Below are 17,217 nucleotides of genomic sequence, written 5' to 3'. Positions count from 1 at the left end.
TGCGTGAGGTTTTCTAGTAGGTGACGGTGATCGCCACGGTATCGGTATAGGCACCGGGAGCAGGGGTCGTCTGCGGCGGAACCCGTCCATAAACCGTGAGGTTCTGGACATTGCCATTGCCCGTGCCAGTCTCGGTGTCGGTGCCGATCGTTGTCCCCCAGACTTGGCTACGCGCGGAATCCTGGTAGAGGCCGTAGCTGATTGTCGCCGCCCCAGGTCCGGTCATGAGACGAACGCTCGTCGTCGCGCCGGTCCCCGCGCCGGCGCTCAAGCCCACATTATAGGTTTGTCCCGTTGTACACTGAACGCCGATGGTACTCGTCTGGTCGATATTGGCGCCGATGACGCCGTTGGTGCCGAAATTAAGATTGCCGCTGCTCTGGATCAGACACTGCGCCTGGATGGTGATGCTGACCGTCATGTTGCCGTTCACGACGGTCGCCATGGCGGGCGGTTCTGCTATGATCATAGCGGCACCAAAGAGAACAGTACCGCACAGCACTCTCTGCATTCGCGATCCCCTAACCGTGTTCCCTGAAACATCGGAATATCAGAAACTAATCATATGTTATTGATTCGAGCAATCAGGCAGAGACCGCGTTTATTTGCGGTCAATATATCAAATGAGTTGCCCGCCGATATAAATCGCATTTGTTCAGCATTTACTTATGTATGGATGATATTCTCGGAAATAGGGGTTAACGCTCGCTCAGCGTGCCTATTATAATATCTACTATCATAGATAGAATATATTTTTCATTTCAACCTAACAATTCGACCCTGCTCATGGCGGCAGCCAATCGGTGATTCGACTTAGTCACGATGGAAGGAAGGGGCATAAATCGTGCGCTCTGCATGGCTGCGATGCCGGCATCAATACTCGACTTGCCGAGCGAGTGACCCGTCGTACCCCGTCAAATAGGGGTGAGCGTAGCCGCTCAATCGATAACCAACCCGAGAGCCGTAGCACCCGATCTTTCATCGCTTCCGTCAGCGGCGTTGAGCACGATATGGCTCACGGAGTCGATGATCGCGTATTTCTCCGCTTGATATCTCCAGTATTCGGAGACGAACGTGTGGGACAGCCAGAAGCTGCTCTTTCCCGGCGCGCCAACCCATCCGACGCTGCCGAATTCGGCGGCTCGCTTGAACAGGCGCTTCAGATGCGTTCTGGAAATCATGAACTGATCCTGCATCATCTTCATGGAAACACGGCCGATCAGCACCTTGTCCGCTGCAAAGTCGATCGAGGTTATCCGGGAGATGAGGTAATCCATGACAATGCTGCCGGATGTGGCCCAGTTGAACAGGTTGTACGTCACTCCGGGATTGCGAAGAGCATCGCTATCCACGATGCGCTTGGCAATGATGGGATGCATGCGCCAGGTCGCTTCCGGATCGAGGGCGATCGTCGCCATGCGGTTGCCGCCGTCGAGCGTATCGAGCACGATGAGATGGGTATGGATCCAGCGCATCATGTAGTCGCGAGTGAATGGTGTCGGCTCCAGTAGGGTGATGCGACGATCCGGACTGCGCTGCACCGGCTGAATGAACTTGTAGGCCAGCATCTCCTTTAGGAAGGCGGCGGCGGTATTGCGGCTGGCGATGCCGTGCTTCACGGCAAAATCGATGAATCGGCTACTATAAAGCCCTGGCGTCGGCTCGTCGGGATAGCCGAGGGACAGCGAAAAACCCGCATGTGCCATAAGCCATCGCTGCTGCGCTGCCATAATGGAGGCTATGCGGGGATTCTCGCTGTATATCGCCATAAGCTCATGTGCGCTCTGCAATATAGCAGATAGAAAATGCTCGTTGCGAACTAGCGCATTTGCCGTGAATACCATGCGAAAAATTCAATATTTTAAGTTTCATAAGGGAATCGTGAGTGGCTCCAGCCTCGGCCACGGGATGATAAGATCATAAGAACAGTTGTTTGTCTCGTGGTCTGCTCGATTAACTTTAAGCATAAGGCTTAACGGGGAAGTGTATCCCTTAAGCATCAGCCATTTTCGGCCCGCGCGCTTTCTTCAACATTTCTTTGCACAAGGCCTGCAGTTAGCCATGTTTCGGTAAAATCCGCGCCACAGTTCTCGCGAGAATGGGCATTCTAGATTTTGTCGGATGGAGCGATCGATGGATACGCAGCCTGTGAGATGGTGGAATGGTCAAAGCGAGACGACCCGGAGGTTGGGTACCGGGCTCGCAGTTTGCGGCACCGTGGTCGGTGCTCTCTATCTGATTGTCGAAACGGCCCCGACCGAGCGGGCTATGCGGCTGTTCGACGAGAGCGGCCGCATCACAGTCAGTAGCGCCAAGCCTTTCGAACATGTCGCGATGAATGGGCCGCAGCTCGCAATCGATGCGAGCCCGGTCCAGCAGCTAATGTCCGTGCCGATCCCGACATCGTCGCCTCTTGCTGCCGTCAAAGCCACGGTTCCGGCAAAGCATGTGGCGTCTCGTTCCGATATTGCAAAGACCAAGGTTGCAGCTGCCAGCGGCGTCGAACAGTTTGACCGCTGCCTGCCGCAATGTGAAACGCGCGATCCTTTGATTGCAGGCTATCCGCAATATGCCCAGGCCGAAGTGCCGCCAGTGAGCAGCGATCCGGCTCCCGTGGTGGAGGAAAGCGTAGGGTTCCGCCCGCTGGCGGGAGCGCGCAACCTGTTGAGCCAGGCGGTGGATGCGCCCGGCAACGTGCTTCGTCGCGGACGGCAGGCGCTCGACGATGTCGCTCGTCTTGACTGGTAAGCCTCCGCGCCTCCCACATAAAGCAGCCCCATTTCGCAACGAGGCTGCTCTTCGTTTAGATCTCGATGGGAGTTATTCTGCCTGACGTTGCGACTATGCTCGCTCCGCCCAGATCTTCGCCAGTTCAACGAGCGTTTTAACGGCCCTTTCCATATCCTGCCGGCTCACCCATTCGAGCGGCGAGTGAAAAGCATGGCCGCCGGCAAAGAGATTGGCGCATGGCAAGCCCTTGAACGAGAGCCGAGAGCCATCCGTGCCGCCGCGAATGCTGCCGCGCACGGGCGTCATGCCGGCGCGCCGGATTGCCTCCACGGCATGATCGACGATTTCCGGATGACCGTCGAGAACGGTCTTCATGTTGCGGTACTGGTGCTTCACCGTGAAGGTGTAAGACGAGCCGGGGTAGGCTGCCATGACGTCCTTGACGATCCCCTCCAGCATGGTCTCCTTGACCGCGAGGCCAGCCTCGTCGAAATCGCGGATGATGAAGCCGAGCGAGGCCTTGTCCATCGAACCGCTGACACCGGTCGGATGGATGAAACCGTCACGGCCGCTCGTCGTTTCGGGCGCGATGTCCTTCGGCAGCCTGTGGATGATCGCGCCGGCGATCTTGATGGCATTCTCCATCTTGCCGAGGGCAAAGCCTGGATGGATGGCGACACCCTGGATGAGGACCTCGACGCCGTCAGCCGAAAACGTCTCGTCTTCGATGTGGCCTGCGGTTTCGCCGTCAACCGTATAGGCAAATTGCGCGCCGAGCTTCTTGAGATCCACCTTGTCGACGCCACGGCCGATCTCTTCGTCGGTCGTGAACAGGAGCTTGATCGTGCCGTGGCTGATATCCGGATTGTCGACGAGATATTGGGCCGCCGCAACGATCTCGGCGAGGCCTGCCTTGTCGTCGGCACCGAGCAATGTCGTGCCGTCGGAGGTGATAATGTCATTGCCGATCTGGTCGCGCAGGGCAGGGTGCTCCTCGACGCGAATGACCTGCTGCGGGTCGCCGATTAGCCTGATATCGCCACCGCGATAATCCCGCAGAACCTGCGGCTTGACGTTCGTGCCGGTGAAATCCGGAGCGGTATCCATGTGGGAGCAGAAGCAGATCACCGGAACCGGCTTGTCGACATTGGAATGAATGGTCGCGTAGACGTAGCCGTGCTCGTCCAGATGCGCATCGGTCAGCCCGATCGCCAGCAGTTCATCGACGAGAATGCGTCCCAGATTCCTCTGCTTCTCGGTGGATGGTTGCGTGTTCGAGGTCGGGTCCGACTGGGTGTCGACGACGACATAGCGAAGGAAGCGATCGGTGACGGTATCGGTCATGAGCTTGGCTCCAATTGGTTTTCTGCGTTGCATAGCTATAAAGCTGTGCCGCCTTAGCGTGAATCCGTTTCGCGCTAAACGAAGATGCCGAATAACAGGAAAACATGGGCCGGAGCCACGGAAAGCGGAGCCGGCTTGCCGACAAGGGCTCAGCAAGAGGCTGAGCGATGGCTCCAGCCAAGAAATGGCCGCCCCAGCGGGAGCCAGGGCGGCCGTAGAAACCATGCCGCTTCGCTGCGGCATATATCTTAGTTCGCCGGAGTCAGCGTGACAGACGTGCCGGTCGCGGCAAGGTTCAGGCCGAGCTGGCCGGTCACGCTCACAGTCTGGAGATGGATCGAGCCGGCGGTGCCGCCAACAAGAATGTTCGTGCCGATGCCGGCACCGACGGTCGCTTCGACGGTAGCACCCTGATAGAGGCCGCTCAGCGAGCCATGATGATAGCCGGCTGTCGGCGCGAAGACTGCCCAGAGGAGACGGCTGCGAGTGGTGAAGCCGAGATCGACACCCATCTTTCTGATCGCACCGGTATAGTGATCGATGCGCTCGCGTCCGACCGTCGAATGGAAGGTGCAATCCACCTCCTTGGCCGATCCGAGCACATAGCCGACGCCACCGCCGATATCGCAATCGAGATAGCCGATCTTAACGCCGTTGCGCTGGTCGGATTCCTCTTCGCGATAGGTCGTCGTCAAATCCGCCGCGCGCGCCACCGCCGTGCCGGCGACGATCAACGACGCTGCAGAAAATGCCAGTGTCAGAATTTTTCTCATCTGTTTTCTCCTTGTCAGAGTATTATGGGTGTCGGGCACCCTGTGCGGTCGAGCCGATAGAATCAACCCTTACCCAACGTCTGTAGCCGCAGAACGATCTCAAAAATAAGGCGGCTATCGTCATGATCCGCCTCACAATATAGAGCGCTATGCCGGTGGCGGCAGCCCCTTGCTCTTTCACGTTTTGCAACCGACTGAATCGCGCCGCGTCAAATCGGCCGCGCAAGAGTGCAGAACCCGAGGTTTCGGCCGATCACGCGTCTTCCAGCAGTTTCTCTTTTGCGGTGAAGGCAAAGACATCGACCGGTTCGCCAAGGCCCTTCAGCGGAAAGGAGCCGAGGCATTCCATATCGCGCTGGCAACCAGCCATGTCGACGAATGCCTTGGACAGCAGCACCGGCCGCTTCACCTGCTTGGTCAGCGTCTCCAGCCGGGAGGCAATGTTGACGGCTGGGCCGATGACGGTGAAGTCGAGACGGGTGCGTGAGCCGATATTGCCGTACATCACGTCGCCGACATGCACGCCGACGCCGTAGCGCAGCACCTCGCGGCCATTCTTGCGATTTTCGTCGTTGAGCGCTGCGACCGCTGCCTGTGCCTCGCTGATGGAGACGAGGAGATTGTGGCAGGCGTCGGGATTGCTGAGCGGAAAGATCGCCAGGAGCCCGTCGCCCATGAATTTGAGAATTTCGCCGCCATGCTTTTCGATCGGCTCCACCATCGCGTCGAAGTAGCCGTTGAGCAGCTCGATAACGTCGTCGCGCGGCCACATGTCCGAGATCGAGGTGAAGTCGCGAAGGTCGCAGATCAGGATCGCTGCGCCCACCGTGGTGCCGCTGCCGCGCGTGGTCGCGCCCGCCAGGATCTTCTCGCTGGCATGCGGCCCGACATAGGTGCGCAGCATTGTGCGAGTCATGATGTTCTTCAGCCTGATTTCGGTCACCATCGTCAGCGCCGGAAGCAGATCCTTCAGGAAGGTGATGTGCGCGTCGGTGAAGCCGCCCGGCGCATCCGAGGCGAAGGTGACGATATGGCGCTTACCGAGCGTGTGGTAGATCGGCCAGGCGATGTAATCGGTCAGTCCCTCCGCATGCAACTCCTTATAGAGCGAATAGGGAAGCTCATCCTTATGCGAAACCTCAAGATTTTGCCGGACCTCGACGGCCCCGTTGAAGATTTCGTTGATGGGGCTGGCCAGAAACTGCGGCGTGTTCTCGACGCCATAACTGAAAGTGGCGATGTCGCCTTCCTTCATGCCGGTACGCCAGAGGATTCGCGCGCCGAGCCACTGCGGATGCAGCGTCCTGAAATGCAGCGTCGATCGTCCGACCGGAACTCCGATCGCCCGCATCTTCTCGCACAACTCGACGAGGATGTTGTCGATGAAGCGTTGATCGCGAACGTCATTCATTAGCCAATCGAGGATCTTGCTCTGCTTCGTCGGCCAGATGCCACGGTCATCGATTTCTGAGCCGGCCATTGTCTCCATAGAAGATTGCATTTCCATACCCCGTAAATTCCTTCGCCTGTCATCGGCTCACGCAGCGTGACTATATCTTCCTCGCCATTTACCGGGAACGGTATTCGCGCCCAAGCTCGAGGATTTACAAGCCACTCGTCCGGTCTGGCGCGGCAGCGCTGAATCGGTCATATCACTGATATGGTTCCGCAGCTTGCCTGCGGCAAACATTTTGTTGGAAGGGCAAAGAATTGAGAGCATATTTGGCGGGGCCTGAGGTGTTCCTCCCCAATGCGAGAGAGGTTCTGGACCGCAAGATTGCCATGGCGCGCAGCTATGGTTTTACGCCGGTATCGCCCGGCGATCTTACGGTTCCCGAAACGGAAACAAGGCATCTGCGCGGTCTCGCCATCAGCGCCATCAACGAAAGCCTGATGACGAGCGCCGACCTGATCATCGCCAATCTGACGCCGTTTCGCGGCGTTTCGGCCGATGTCGGCACGGTCTTCGAACTGGGCTTCATGTGCGCCCGCGGCTGCCCGGCCTTTGCCTTCTCCAATAGCAGCGAAAATCATTTCGAGCGAGTGAGCGATCTCTATGGTGGCAACGTGCAGCTCGGCCCGGACGGACGCCACCGCGGACCGGATGGCATGGCGCTGGAAAACTTCGATATGACCGAGAATCTGATGCTGGACGGCGGCATCGCGGTCCGAAACGGCGCGATAATGACGCGCAGGGTGGCACCGGGCCAGCTCTTTCTTGACCTGACAGCCTTCGAGGATTGTCTGAAGCTGGCTGCCGAAAAATTGTTGAAACCGGCAATTCGCGCCTGATCTCTGGCGAGTGTCCGCTTGGTTTCGAGGCCGATCAATTGGATGCAAGGCGGGAAGCATGGCAGTTGCGAGCATTCCTGCCGCGATGGTGGCAGGCATGCCAGAGTGTCACCACGGCCCTCCCAGAAGGTCATCGATGGCTTTAGCTCTTGCCGGGAGCCGATCATAAGCTGCGATATCCGGTTTGGCGAAGCCAGCAAGGCCGAGCGAGCTTAGAATATCGTGCCCTTCCGGGCTTCGGTGCGCCTCAAGAAGGGCAGCTTGAAGTGCATTGATCCTCTCGGAAGGCTGCTGCCTGGCGGCGACCAGAAGTGGAAAGGGCGCCGGCCTTGTTGTTGCGACGATGCGCAATGGGGCAATCATGTCCGGCTCGTGCAGTTCCAGTAGCTGATAGGCGTAGGCGTCGATCGCACCGACATCGATCGCACCGGTGCGGATTGCCTCGACCACGCCACGCGGATTGAGCAGCGGGCCGGTGGTTTCGCGCACCGAACGTCCGTTTGCGATCTCGGCGAAGAATTCCCGCGGGGCATTGTAGCCGGACTGCGAGTCCCGCACGGTCCAACCCCAGCGCAAGGTCGCAAGATCGGCCTCTGCGAACAGTTTGTCACGCGCGGCGACGATGTGGCTTGCATAGACCGGCTGCCCCTTGGCCCAATCCGCCAGCGAAACGGGCGCAGCTAGCGGCACTGGTCGTTCGGCTGCTGCAACCCTCGAAAACGGAAAGCCGCACATGAAGACCGCACCCATGTCCGGCCGCGACCAGAGTTCGGAGAGGGGAGCTGGTGCCGCATGCAGAATGACCTCAATGTCGATACCGGATTGGCTCGACAGCCAATGGAAAAGGCGATCCCATAGTCCCGAAATCTTCGGGCTGAGATTGTACATGCGCGAACAGGCAATGGCTGGGGAGAGGCGCGTCGTCATGGCGGTCACGCGAAACGGAGGCGCTGGCCGATATTCATGCGCCTGGCCTTGTCGACCATCGCCGCGCCGAGTGCGACGTCGGTGGTGCTGAGCCCGCGATGCCAGAAAAGGATGGTCTCATCGTCGTTTTCGCGGCCTGGTTTAGCGCCACAGACGATCTGGCCGATTTCAGCATGCAGCGTCTCGGCGGTGACCTTGCCTTCGTCGACGTGGCGGCGCAGCGCGCCGAACGGACGGCCAGGCCCGCACTGACCCCAATCGTCGACCACCACCTTGTCCATGATGTCGGTCAGGTCGAATTCGAGCGCGCTCATCGTGCCGTAGGGGACGACGAAAGCACCTTTCTTGACCCAGGCGGTCTTGAAGAGTGGCGTCGGCTCCGGCAGGCGGCTGGCCTCGATCATGATGTCGGCACCCTTGAGGCAATCTTCCCAATTGTCCGTCACGATGATCTTCTTGCCCAGATCCTTCTCCAATCGCGCGGCGAAGGCGTCGCGGCTTTCCGGGCGGCGTGAATGGACGCGGATCTCGTCGAAATCGAAGAGGTGATCGAGCAGGCGCACGTTCCAATAGGAGGTGCCGCGCGCGCCGATATGGCCGAGGATCTTGCTGTCCTTGCGGGCAAGATGCCGGGCGCCGATCGCCGTGACGGCACCAGTGCGCATGTCGGTGATGGCAGTCGCATCGATAATCGCCTTCGGCACGCCGGTGCGTGGATCGAACAGGTTGAGCACGGCCATTTCAGAGGGCAGGCCCTGCTTGTAATTGTCGACGAAATCGCCGGCGACCTTGACGCCGGCATAATCAAGCGGTTTCACATAACCGCGCAACACATTGAAATGACCTTTGTCTGAGCTTTCCGGGACGAGATGGACACGAGGTTCGATCACGGTCTCGCCACGCCCCTGCGCGTCGAGCGCCTTGGTAACGGCGTCAAGAATCTCATCGTTGGAAAGCGCAAGTGCCTTCGCATCGATGGCGTTCAGATAGTCGATCCAGATTTCCTGCATTGCCATTCTCCAGGTCAGTTGCCGGTCATGCCGGCTTATCGAGGAAGGAGGCCGCGGACGGCCTGCCGGAAAGCTTCAATCAGGTGAGGCTATGCTCTTGGTGCTGCTGCCCCTGATTTCGTCATGGATGGGGAGCAGCCCTTTCTTCCCAAGGTGTATTTCCTATGAATTCCGAAAGCCTCTGAAAATCCGGTCCCTGAGCCCGGTCCTCGTCGAGCGGCGGCACAAGGGCGCGAACCTGCCGATAGGCCTGTTCTGTGCCCGCGCCAAGCTCACCCTGCACGCCGCGAAGCTCGACGGCCTGGGCCGAAGCGATGAGCTCGATGGCAACGAGATAGCGCAGCCGTTCGATGATCGCCTCGGTCTTTGCCAGAACGCTTGGCGCCATCGATGCCTGGTCCTCGATGCCATCGGCGACCGGAATGGGCGTCAGCGAAATCGGCGCAGCAAAATGGCGTATCTCGGTTTCGAGCGCCGAGACGGTTTTTTGCACGGTCGCGAAACCTGTGCGGCTCTGGCCGAGCGGCGTGAGGAACCGTGGCAGTTCCGACATCGCAGCCGACATGATCTTCATCGTGCGGTAGGCCGTCGCGGCTGCGCAATGCGCCAGCGCCTGGCCGAGGCGCTCCCAGGCGAGCACGAAAGCCGTCATGTCGAAATTGCCATGCGAAAGGACGAGGCCTTCGTCCGCCAATACGACGGGGTTGTCACCGGAGCTGGCGATTTCGATCTCCGTCGCCTCGCGAGCCTCGGCGATCGCATGGAGAAGCGCACCCCAGACCTGCGGAGCACAGCGATAGCTCAAAGGATCCTGCAGCCGCCGGGCCGCGCCTTCGGTGAGCAGCGAGCTTCCGGAAAGCAGGTCGCGGAGCCTCGTTGCCGCCTCACGTTGACCGAATGCCGGCCTTGCCGCCAATGCCCGGTCGTCGAAAGCGGATACGTTGGCGCGGAAGGCTTCGAAATTCAGTGCGATGGCCGAAAGCGACCAGTCGGACAGCCGCTCCACATCTTCGAGGCAGAGGCAGGCTTTCCCGACGGAGAGGCTGTTGGCGACGACAAGAGCGTGACCGTCCTTCGGCCCGAAAGGCAATGGTTTCAGTCCAGCCGTTTCAAGAGCTTCGCCGGCCGCCATGACGACACCGCCGACTTCGGCCTCACCATCCCCTAACAAGGCCCGACCCATATGTGCAAGCGGCGCGAGATCGGCGGCGCCGATGGAGCCCAGCGAGGGCACAACGGGATGGAAGCCGGCATTCAGCGCCGCCACCAGGCCGGAGAACACCGGCAACGAGACGCCAGAGCCGCCAGCTGCCATGCCGGTGATGCGCGCCGCCATCATCGCCCGCACGACATCCCGCGGCAACGATGCTCCGACGCCGACTGCACGGGCTTGCGGCACACGCATCTGGAAAGCGACAAGATCATCCGTATCGAGCCTGGTATCGACGCCTGCGCCGAGTCCTGTCGTCAAACCATAAACTGGCCTATCGTCTGCCAGATAGCGTTCCACGACGGCACGTGCGGCGACGATCTTCCGCTCGACATCAGGTGAAATCTCAATCCAGGCGTTCTGCCGCGCGATCGCGGCGATATCGCTCACCGTCGGGGGCATTCCGGTGAAGGATATGATGTTGTCCGCCTTGCTCATTGCCGCCTGCCTCCAAGAAGTGTGATCGGTTTCCTGCGATCTTCGCCGGAATGCGCCTCCCGTCGAAATCTGTCGCTGGAATAGATCAGCACACACATATCACGGCATGGGGGTGGCGACAGTCATACCGATTGGAGAACACTCTATCTCCTCGCTCCGTTGGATCAGATGTCGCATCGCATCCTGCCATGCTCTTCATTGGAACGTCTTGGCTGATAGCAGGCCTATGCGATCGGCTGACGGCTCATTCAACTTCATCGACAAAAAGACGAGCATTGAACCACTTTTCACAAAGTGGTTCCTGCCGATGTCCACAGCCGCAGCTCAGTTCGCTGACCCAGACATGACGGAGGAAATCGACGGCCGGAGGACACAAGATCGTCTTTGCGAACGGCAAGGGCGAATTCTGGACCGACGAGCGCTGCTAAATCACCGAGCTGCACAATTGCGACGCATCCTCGGAAGTGCAGCTTGCATTGGAGCAGGTTGGGGTCACCACCCAGCTCATAGCCTCATCGGCGTGAAGCAGAGGCTCTAGGTCGGCGATCAGGCCGTGATACCAGCAATGATTTCCGTTATGTATATCTCCTAAGTCGGCAAACGCTGCCGTTTGGCGGGTGACATCAGTTTCGGCTTGCAGCCAGAAGCGGTCTGATTTCCTGGGTCGTCCCGTCAGTCAGTCCAAGATCGGTGACGTGCGGGCCGGGGTTGCATGCAAGGCTGGCCCCAACGACTGCCTTGAAGGTGCGAATTGGCGGCATCCAATCGGCGATTGCATCGGCTGCCGCGCGCAGCTTGGCGAAGTCGTCGGCAACTTGCTTTGCAGGAGCGTCCGACAACAGTCCGCAGACGGGCAGGGCGAGCACGGCCGTAACCTTGCCGTCTGCCGACGTTGCCATGCCGCCGCAGGCGTCGATGACGGCATTGGCAGCCGCAGCCATATCTGCGGGATCGCGACCGAAGACGGTAAGGTTGTGGCTGTCATGCGATATCGTCGTTGCCAGGGCGCCGCGCCAATGGCCCCAATCTTCCAGAATGCCGATGACGGGCGTGGGGTCTTTTCTTCCATGGCGATGGATGACGGCCATCAGGAGCATGTTGTCAGGCAGCAAGAGCTTGTCGTCGCGCACCTTGACAACCGCCTCTCCCCATTTGGTGAAACGCGGGCTGACGACCGTGTGGACACGCGCCTCGGTCGTGCCTGGAAGCCTGATGTCAAAATCGGCGGCAGAAAGCCTTTGAAGCTTTACGGTGTCGCGGTAGGCGTCTGTAGAGACGCTATCACCGGCTGCGGTAAGTTCGCCATTTCTTGCGACCTCGCGACCCGATGCATAAACACGGTCAACCACGATCTTTTCGAGATCGGACAGGATGACGATATCAGCGCGCCGGCCAGGAGCGATCAGTCCGAGATCGTACCGATTGAACCACATTGCGGCATTGAGCGTGGCGGCGCGAATGGCGTCGATCGGCTTCATGCCGTGGGCAATGAGACGCCTGAGAACGGATGACATTGCTCCGTCGCTCACAAGATCATCGGGGAAGACATCGTCGGTGCAGATCGTCAGCGTCTGCGGCAAATGCGGCAGCTTCTTCAGCGCCTCGATTACGCCGGGAAGGACATAGTCATGGGAACCGCGCAACTCGACGGTAAGGCCGGCTCGCAATTTCGCCAGCAGATCTTCGCCCGACGTAATCTCATGATCCGATTGAATGCCAGCCGAGACAAAGGCCTGCAAATCCGCGTCTTCGAGGCCGCGGGCATGGCCGCAGACGCGCTTGCCGCTGGCAAGCCCGGCTTCCACGACGCCGCGCATCGGCTCGCTTCGCTCAAGCACGCCGCGCATGTTCATCACTTCGGCAACGCCCGAAATCTCCGGCCAGCGCAGCATGGTTGCCATTTCGCCGGCCCGGAATTCCGCACCGGCGAGCTCCAGGCCTGGTGCCGAAGGGACGCAGGATGGCGCCAAGGTCAAAAAGCGCAGCGAAAGTTGTTTGGTTTCTTCCAGCGCCCATCGAATGCCGTCGAGGCCGGCGACATTACCAACTTCATGGGGATCCCAGCACACGGTCGTCGTTCCCTGAGGGACGACGGTCTCCGCATATCGCCTCGGCGTTACCATCGAGCTTTCGACATGCATGTGCGTGTCGATAAATCCGGGCGTGATGAAGCGTCCTGAGGCATCGATGGTCTGCTTGGCGTCCGTCCTGCTTGCTGGAGCATGAACGCTTGCAATCAAGGGGCCGACAAGGCCGATATCGGCCGGCCGCATCTCCGAGGTTGCGACGTCGACAAGTGTCCCGCCGACGATCAGCACATCGAATGGCTCAAGACCGCGTGCCGCCCGTACGGCGTGATCGCGCAGGGCAGACGAATTGAGGTCATGAGGTTCATTCGGCATTTTTATCTCCCTGAGAGAAGGCCGACGGGCGTGCGGTGGATTGCCTCACGACAAGATCGGTTGGGAAAATTCTACTGGCATCAGCTTCGCCGGTGACGAAGGAAAGCGCATGGATGGCCACCGCCTCGAGATCCTGGCGGACCGTGGTGAGGGGCGGCGAGACTATCTGCGCCCACATCAGGTCATCAAAACCCGTGAGCGATATATCCTGCGGGATGCTGTAGCCTCGGTCCCGGACAGCGAGAGCAAAGCCTATGGCGAGCGCGTCATAGGCGGCAGCGCAGGCGGTAAAGCGACCGAGATCGAGCTCGCGGCCAAGAACACTGCCTGCTTCGAGGGTTGCGTCGCTATATTTCAGCGTCGGCTGGATCCCAGCCGAAACGAAGATCTCGCACATTCCTTCGACGCGCTCGCGCGCCACCAGCGAATTTTCCGGCCCGGCAAGGACAAGAAGTTTGTCGTGACCGAGCTCAATCAGGTGCCGAGCTACCTTGCGACCACCTTCGCGGTGATCGCTTGCAGCAATGTTGCCGGCGGTGGCGGCGCTGTCGATGATGGCAACCGGAACTGAAAAGCTCTTCGGCATAACTGTCGTGCCTCGAGTCGGTATGATGATCAGAGCATCGACGCCGCGAGCGATCATGTTTCTTATTTCGAAATCCTGCTGCGCGGGATCACCCTCGCTGTCGCCGATCAAGACGGCAAGGCCTCGCTGCTTGGCGGCGCGTTCGATGGCCTGGGCAAAGGCGGGAAACAGAGGCTGCCCGATATTCGGAACCAGCAAGCCGATTGTATTGCTTTTCCCCGTGCGCAGCGCGCGCGCCGCGTGATCCGGGACATAGCCCAGCGTCTCCGCCTCTGCCCGAATCTGCAAGGCCAGGGCCGGCGAAACTCGTCCCTTACCACGCAGGGCATTGGAAACGGTTGCCGTAGAGACACCCAGCCTGTCTGCAATCTCGCGAATCGAAGAAGGGCGTGTTTCGCTCATTTGGGAATGGTCTCGATCTCCTCTGATTAAACGATTAATCAAAGTGACGTATTTTTGCAAGTCCTTATTTGCAGAGGATGTCTTTTGCGCGAGGTTCGCCGATAATGGTCTATCCGCATCTATAGGTGAAACAGCCTTAGCCTCATCGCGTCGATTGGTTCAAGGCTAAACGCATGGATTGTAGCTCGCCATCGGCCGCTGAAGCCATCGGCAGGCACAACAATGGATCTTATCGCCATTTTTCGCCTTCCGTCCAAAAAATGCGGAAAGTCTATAGGAAGTATATAGATAATGTAAATCCTATATATGAACTATCATATGTGAGAGATAGTCTATCGCGTCTGCGTATTAAAGCCTCTCCTTGAAGTAATGAAGGGGCGAATCCACGCCCTAAAGATTTCGTTAAGTATTATGATTTATTAAAATTGAACATACTAATTTTGCAAATTCGAAGGAACTAAATCCTTCGTCGACTGAATTTCTAGTTGAAAGAGCCGGAAGGGATATCACGACGATGTTAGGAATCCATGGTGCCGCTGGAACGATGAAAACCGGTGCGTTGGATGCGATGAGCGCCAATATCATGATCGCCGACGCCAAACTCAACATTGTCTATATCAATCCGGCAACTCGGGAATTGCTGCAGGAGGCCGAAAACGACCTCAAGAAAGAACTGCCGCGGTTCAGCATGGCGACCCTCGTCGGCTCCAACATCGATATCTTTCATAAGAATCCGGCGCATCAGCGTTCAATGCTCGCGGCTTTGAAGAAACAACACAGGGCGACGATATCCGTTGGCCAGCGCATGTTCGATTTGATCGTGACGCCGCTTATGCGAGCAGAGAGGATCATGGGCTTCGTCGTTGAATGGGCCGATGCGAGAGCGAGAATCCAGAATACCGATTATCGCAATCAGCTGTTGGCGATCAATCGTGTGCAGGCTGTCATAGAGTTCACGCCAGCCGGCGAGATCGTCAGCGCCAACGACAATTTCCTGGCGGCGGTCGGCTATACGCTCGCCGAAATCAAGGGGCGAAATCACCGCATATTTCTGGAGGAAGGCGAGGCGGGAGATCGTCAGTTTGAGCAGCTCTGGACAGATCTCCGCGCCAACAATCCTCATATTGGGGATATTATACGCTACGGCAAAGGCGGAAGAGCCATCTATCTGAATGCGTCCTACAATCCGATCACGAATGACGCTGGAAAAGTCGTAAAAGTCGTCAAATTCGCAACCGACGTCAGCGAGCGCGTATTCGCAGTTCGCACGGTCGGCGATGCATTGTCGAAACTCGCGCTCGGCGATCTGAGCTTCTCGCTCGATCGGCATTTCGCAAAGGATTTCGAGGCTTTGCGGGAGAATATGAACTCGGCCATGCAGCAACTCGGCGAGACGCTCGCCTCTGTTTCCCGGTCCACCGGCTTGATCGATGATGGTGCGCGCGAAATCAGCGATGGCGCCAGCAATCTCTCGCGGCGCACGGAGCAGCAGGCTGCGGCGCTGGAGGAAACGGCAGCCGCCCTCGATGAAATCACGGTCAATGTCGGCAACGCCTCAAAGCGGGCCAATGAGGCGCGCCAGGCCGCCGCAACGGCAAATGACAGCGCATGCCGCTCCGGACAGATCGTTGCCGATGCCGTCGGCGCAATGGCGCGTATCGAGGAGTCCTCCAATAGCATCGCCAACATCATCGGCGTGATCGACGAGATCGCCTTCCAGACGAATCTCCTGGCGCTCAATGCCGGCGTGGAGGCTGCGCGCGCCGGCGAAGCGGGTAAGGGATTTGCCGTCGTCGCTCAGGAAGTGCGTGAACTCGCCCAGCGCTCGGCCAAAGCTGCCAAGGAAATTAAGGAGCTGATCCGAAATTCCTCGGAAGAGGTGAAGCATGGCGTGAAGCTCGTCCATGAGACGGGCGATGCGCTCAAGACGATCCAGGACAATATCACCTCCGTCAACGAGCATATGCAGGCCATAGCGGTCTCCGCGAACGAGCAGTCCACCGGATTGTCCGAGGTCAATTCCGCCGTCAACCAGATGGATCAGGTGACGCAACAGAACGCGGCAATGGTGGAGGAGGCAACAGCCTCAAGCATGACGCTGGCCCAAGAGGCCGAACGGCTGCGGCAGATGATTACGCGCTTCAAGCTGCCGGGGCAGTCAAGCTACGCCGGGGCAGCTCAATCCGCGGCCATGTCGACCAATGAGGATGCATTCGCCTCGTTCGGCGAACCGAAGAAAATCGTACGCCTGTCCTCCAATTCGGTAGCGAGAGGTCGATGAGGAAGCGCACAGGTCCCGGCGGATGGAAAGGTTCGATGTCGAATCCGCAAAAGGACCTGTGCAGCCCTCACGAGCAATTGGGTTAAGAGCGATCGGCGTTCATTCGATCATTTCCGGAAGCGACGGTTCAGCCGAAGGCTGGATCGTCGCTTTCGTCAAATAGGAGCTTGCTGTCACGCATCGGATAATACGGTGCGTGCGGCAATCGCTCATGTTTTCGCTATGAGCCTAGCAATACCCTGCAAGATATTTGGATCTCGCCGGACGGCATCTGCCGTCGGGTCAGACGTATGCTTCCCGCTTGCCGAAGTCGGTGGAGGCGTCGAAATTCTTGGTTCCGATGCGATCGCTTTCGCCGGAAAGCGCCGAGCCCGATTTGCCACCCTTATTTTCAGTGTTTGCGGCCGAGTTCGCCTTATCGGCGTCCTGGAGCTTTTGAAGCTGTGCTTGAAGCTTGCCTATCTGCTTTTGCAGGGAGGCCTTCGTCTTTTCGTCCGTTGCCTTAACCAGCTCTTTCGTCTTCTCCTTGATTGCGGCTTGAAGCTGAGCCTCGGTGGCGGCAGACGATGAGGCGTTGGCAACTGCCGTTGCAGCCGCAGATGAAGAGACAGCAGAAACCATGGAGCGTTGCCCTTTGAAAAGTTTGCGCGAGCATCGCATGGCCTTGGTTAACGCAGGACTAATCCGTAGCCTGCCGGGCATGACAGTTGCCGAGTTGTGTTATGGACGAAAGTCTCCGGATCGTCGCTTTGAACGAGCACTGCGATGCCGCAAGGGGCTGGGGTACAGCGGCGCCGGCAAAGCCCCAAGCTTAAGATAACC

Annotated in this window: 14 protein-coding genes; 3 read left to right on the top strand and 11 right to left on the bottom strand. The window is 58.7% G+C overall.

Translation table 11 applies throughout. From position 1 onward, the window contains the following. Positions 1-13: 13 nt before the first annotated feature. Together GA0061102_RS12810 and GA0061102_RS12805 are read right to left on the bottom strand one after the other, a co-directional pair. On the bottom strand, positions 14-511 hold the full coding sequence (locus GA0061102_RS12810) for a Csu type fimbrial protein (RefSeq protein WP_092847682.1): 498 nt from the start codon (positions 509-511) through the stop codon (positions 14-16). A 427-nt stretch (positions 512-938) separates the two neighbouring features. Beyond that, a complete protein-coding gene (locus GA0061102_RS12805; protein WP_092847679.1) occupies positions 939-1,844 on the bottom strand; it encodes a hypothetical protein in 906 nt (301 codons plus the stop codon). 289 nt (positions 1,845-2,133) lie between these two features. Here GA0061102_RS12805 and GA0061102_RS12800 point away from each other — a divergent pair, with 289 nt between their 5' ends. Then, entirely contained in the window at positions 2,134-2,748 is a 615-nt protein-coding gene (locus GA0061102_RS12800) for a hypothetical protein (protein ID WP_092847677.1), read from the top strand. Between the two features lie 93 nt (positions 2,749-2,841). On the opposite strand, the gene pepT is transcribed toward GA0061102_RS12800, so the two are convergent. From pepT to GA0061102_RS12785, 3 genes are all read right to left on the bottom strand, one after another. Then, the gene (pepT, locus tag GA0061102_RS12795) at positions 2,842-4,074 is read right to left on the bottom strand and encodes a peptidase T (RefSeq protein ID WP_092847675.1); all 1,233 of its coding nucleotides are present in this window, start codon (positions 4,072-4,074) and stop codon (positions 2,842-2,844) included. A gap of 248 nt (positions 4,075-4,322) precedes the next feature. Then, positions 4,323-4,847 carry a DUF992 domain-containing protein gene (locus tag GA0061102_RS12790; RefSeq protein ID WP_092847672.1) on the bottom strand — a complete coding sequence of 175 codons (525 nt, stop codon included), beginning with the start codon at positions 4,845-4,847 and terminating at the stop codon, positions 4,323-4,325. 253 nt (positions 4,848-5,100) lie between these two features. Next, a complete protein-coding gene (locus GA0061102_RS12785; protein ID WP_092847910.1) occupies positions 5,101-6,348 on the bottom strand; it encodes an adenylate/guanylate cyclase domain-containing protein in 1,248 nt (415 codons plus the stop codon). A 209-nt stretch (positions 6,349-6,557) separates the two neighbouring features. Between GA0061102_RS12785 and GA0061102_RS12780 the strand changes: the two genes are divergently transcribed. After that, positions 6,558-7,139: a nucleoside 2-deoxyribosyltransferase gene (locus GA0061102_RS12780; RefSeq protein ID WP_092847668.1), complete on the top strand. Its 582-nt coding sequence runs from the start codon at positions 6,558-6,560 to the stop codon at positions 7,137-7,139. Between the two features lie 108 nt (positions 7,140-7,247). Here GA0061102_RS12780 and GA0061102_RS12775 read toward each other — a convergent pair whose 3' ends face one another. From GA0061102_RS12775 to GA0061102_RS12755, 5 genes are all read right to left on the bottom strand, one after another. Continuing rightward, on the bottom strand, positions 7,248-8,066 hold the full coding sequence (locus GA0061102_RS12775) for a phosphate/phosphite/phosphonate ABC transporter substrate-binding protein (RefSeq protein WP_245297995.1): 819 nt from the start codon (positions 8,064-8,066) through the stop codon (positions 7,248-7,250). 5 nt (positions 8,067-8,071) lie between these two features. Then, positions 8,072-9,076, bottom strand: a complete 1,005-nt coding sequence (locus tag GA0061102_RS12770) for an ornithine cyclodeaminase family protein (RefSeq protein ID WP_092847663.1) — start codon at positions 9,074-9,076, stop codon at positions 8,072-8,074. A gap of 121 nt (positions 9,077-9,197) precedes the next feature. Beyond that, on the bottom strand, positions 9,198-10,724 hold the full coding sequence (locus GA0061102_RS12765; RefSeq protein ID WP_092847660.1) for an HAL/PAL/TAL family ammonia-lyase: 1,527 nt from the start codon (positions 10,722-10,724) through the stop codon (positions 9,198-9,200). Between the two features lie 623 nt (positions 10,725-11,347). Continuing rightward, positions 11,348-13,126: an adenine deaminase gene (locus GA0061102_RS12760; protein WP_092847655.1), complete on the bottom strand. Its 1,779-nt coding sequence runs from the start codon at positions 13,124-13,126 to the stop codon at positions 11,348-11,350. Continuing rightward, complete coding sequence (locus GA0061102_RS12755) at positions 13,116-14,114, bottom strand: LacI family DNA-binding transcriptional regulator (RefSeq protein ID WP_092847647.1); 999 nt, start codon at positions 14,112-14,114, stop codon at positions 13,116-13,118. Before GA0061102_RS12755 ends, GA0061102_RS12760 begins: the two co-directional genes overlap by 11 nt. A 514-nt stretch (positions 14,115-14,628) precedes the next feature. Between GA0061102_RS12755 and GA0061102_RS12750 the strand changes: the two genes are divergently transcribed. Then, a complete protein-coding gene (locus GA0061102_RS12750) occupies positions 14,629-16,395 on the top strand; it encodes a methyl-accepting chemotaxis protein (RefSeq protein ID WP_092847639.1) in 1,767 nt (588 codons plus the stop codon). A 282-nt stretch (positions 16,396-16,677) separates the two neighbouring features. Here GA0061102_RS12750 and GA0061102_RS12745 read toward each other — a convergent pair whose 3' ends face one another. After that, complete coding sequence (locus tag GA0061102_RS12745; protein WP_139115055.1) at positions 16,678-17,097, bottom strand: hypothetical protein; 420 nt, start codon at positions 17,095-17,097, stop codon at positions 16,678-16,680. Between the last annotated feature and the right edge of the window lie 120 nt (positions 17,098-17,217).

The organism is Martinezella miluonensis (genome assembly GCF_900094545.1).
GTDB classification, from domain to species: Bacteria; Pseudomonadota; Alphaproteobacteria; order Rhizobiales; family Rhizobiaceae; genus Rhizobium; species Rhizobium miluonense.
This window is presented reverse-complemented; position numbering and strand designations above follow the sequence as displayed.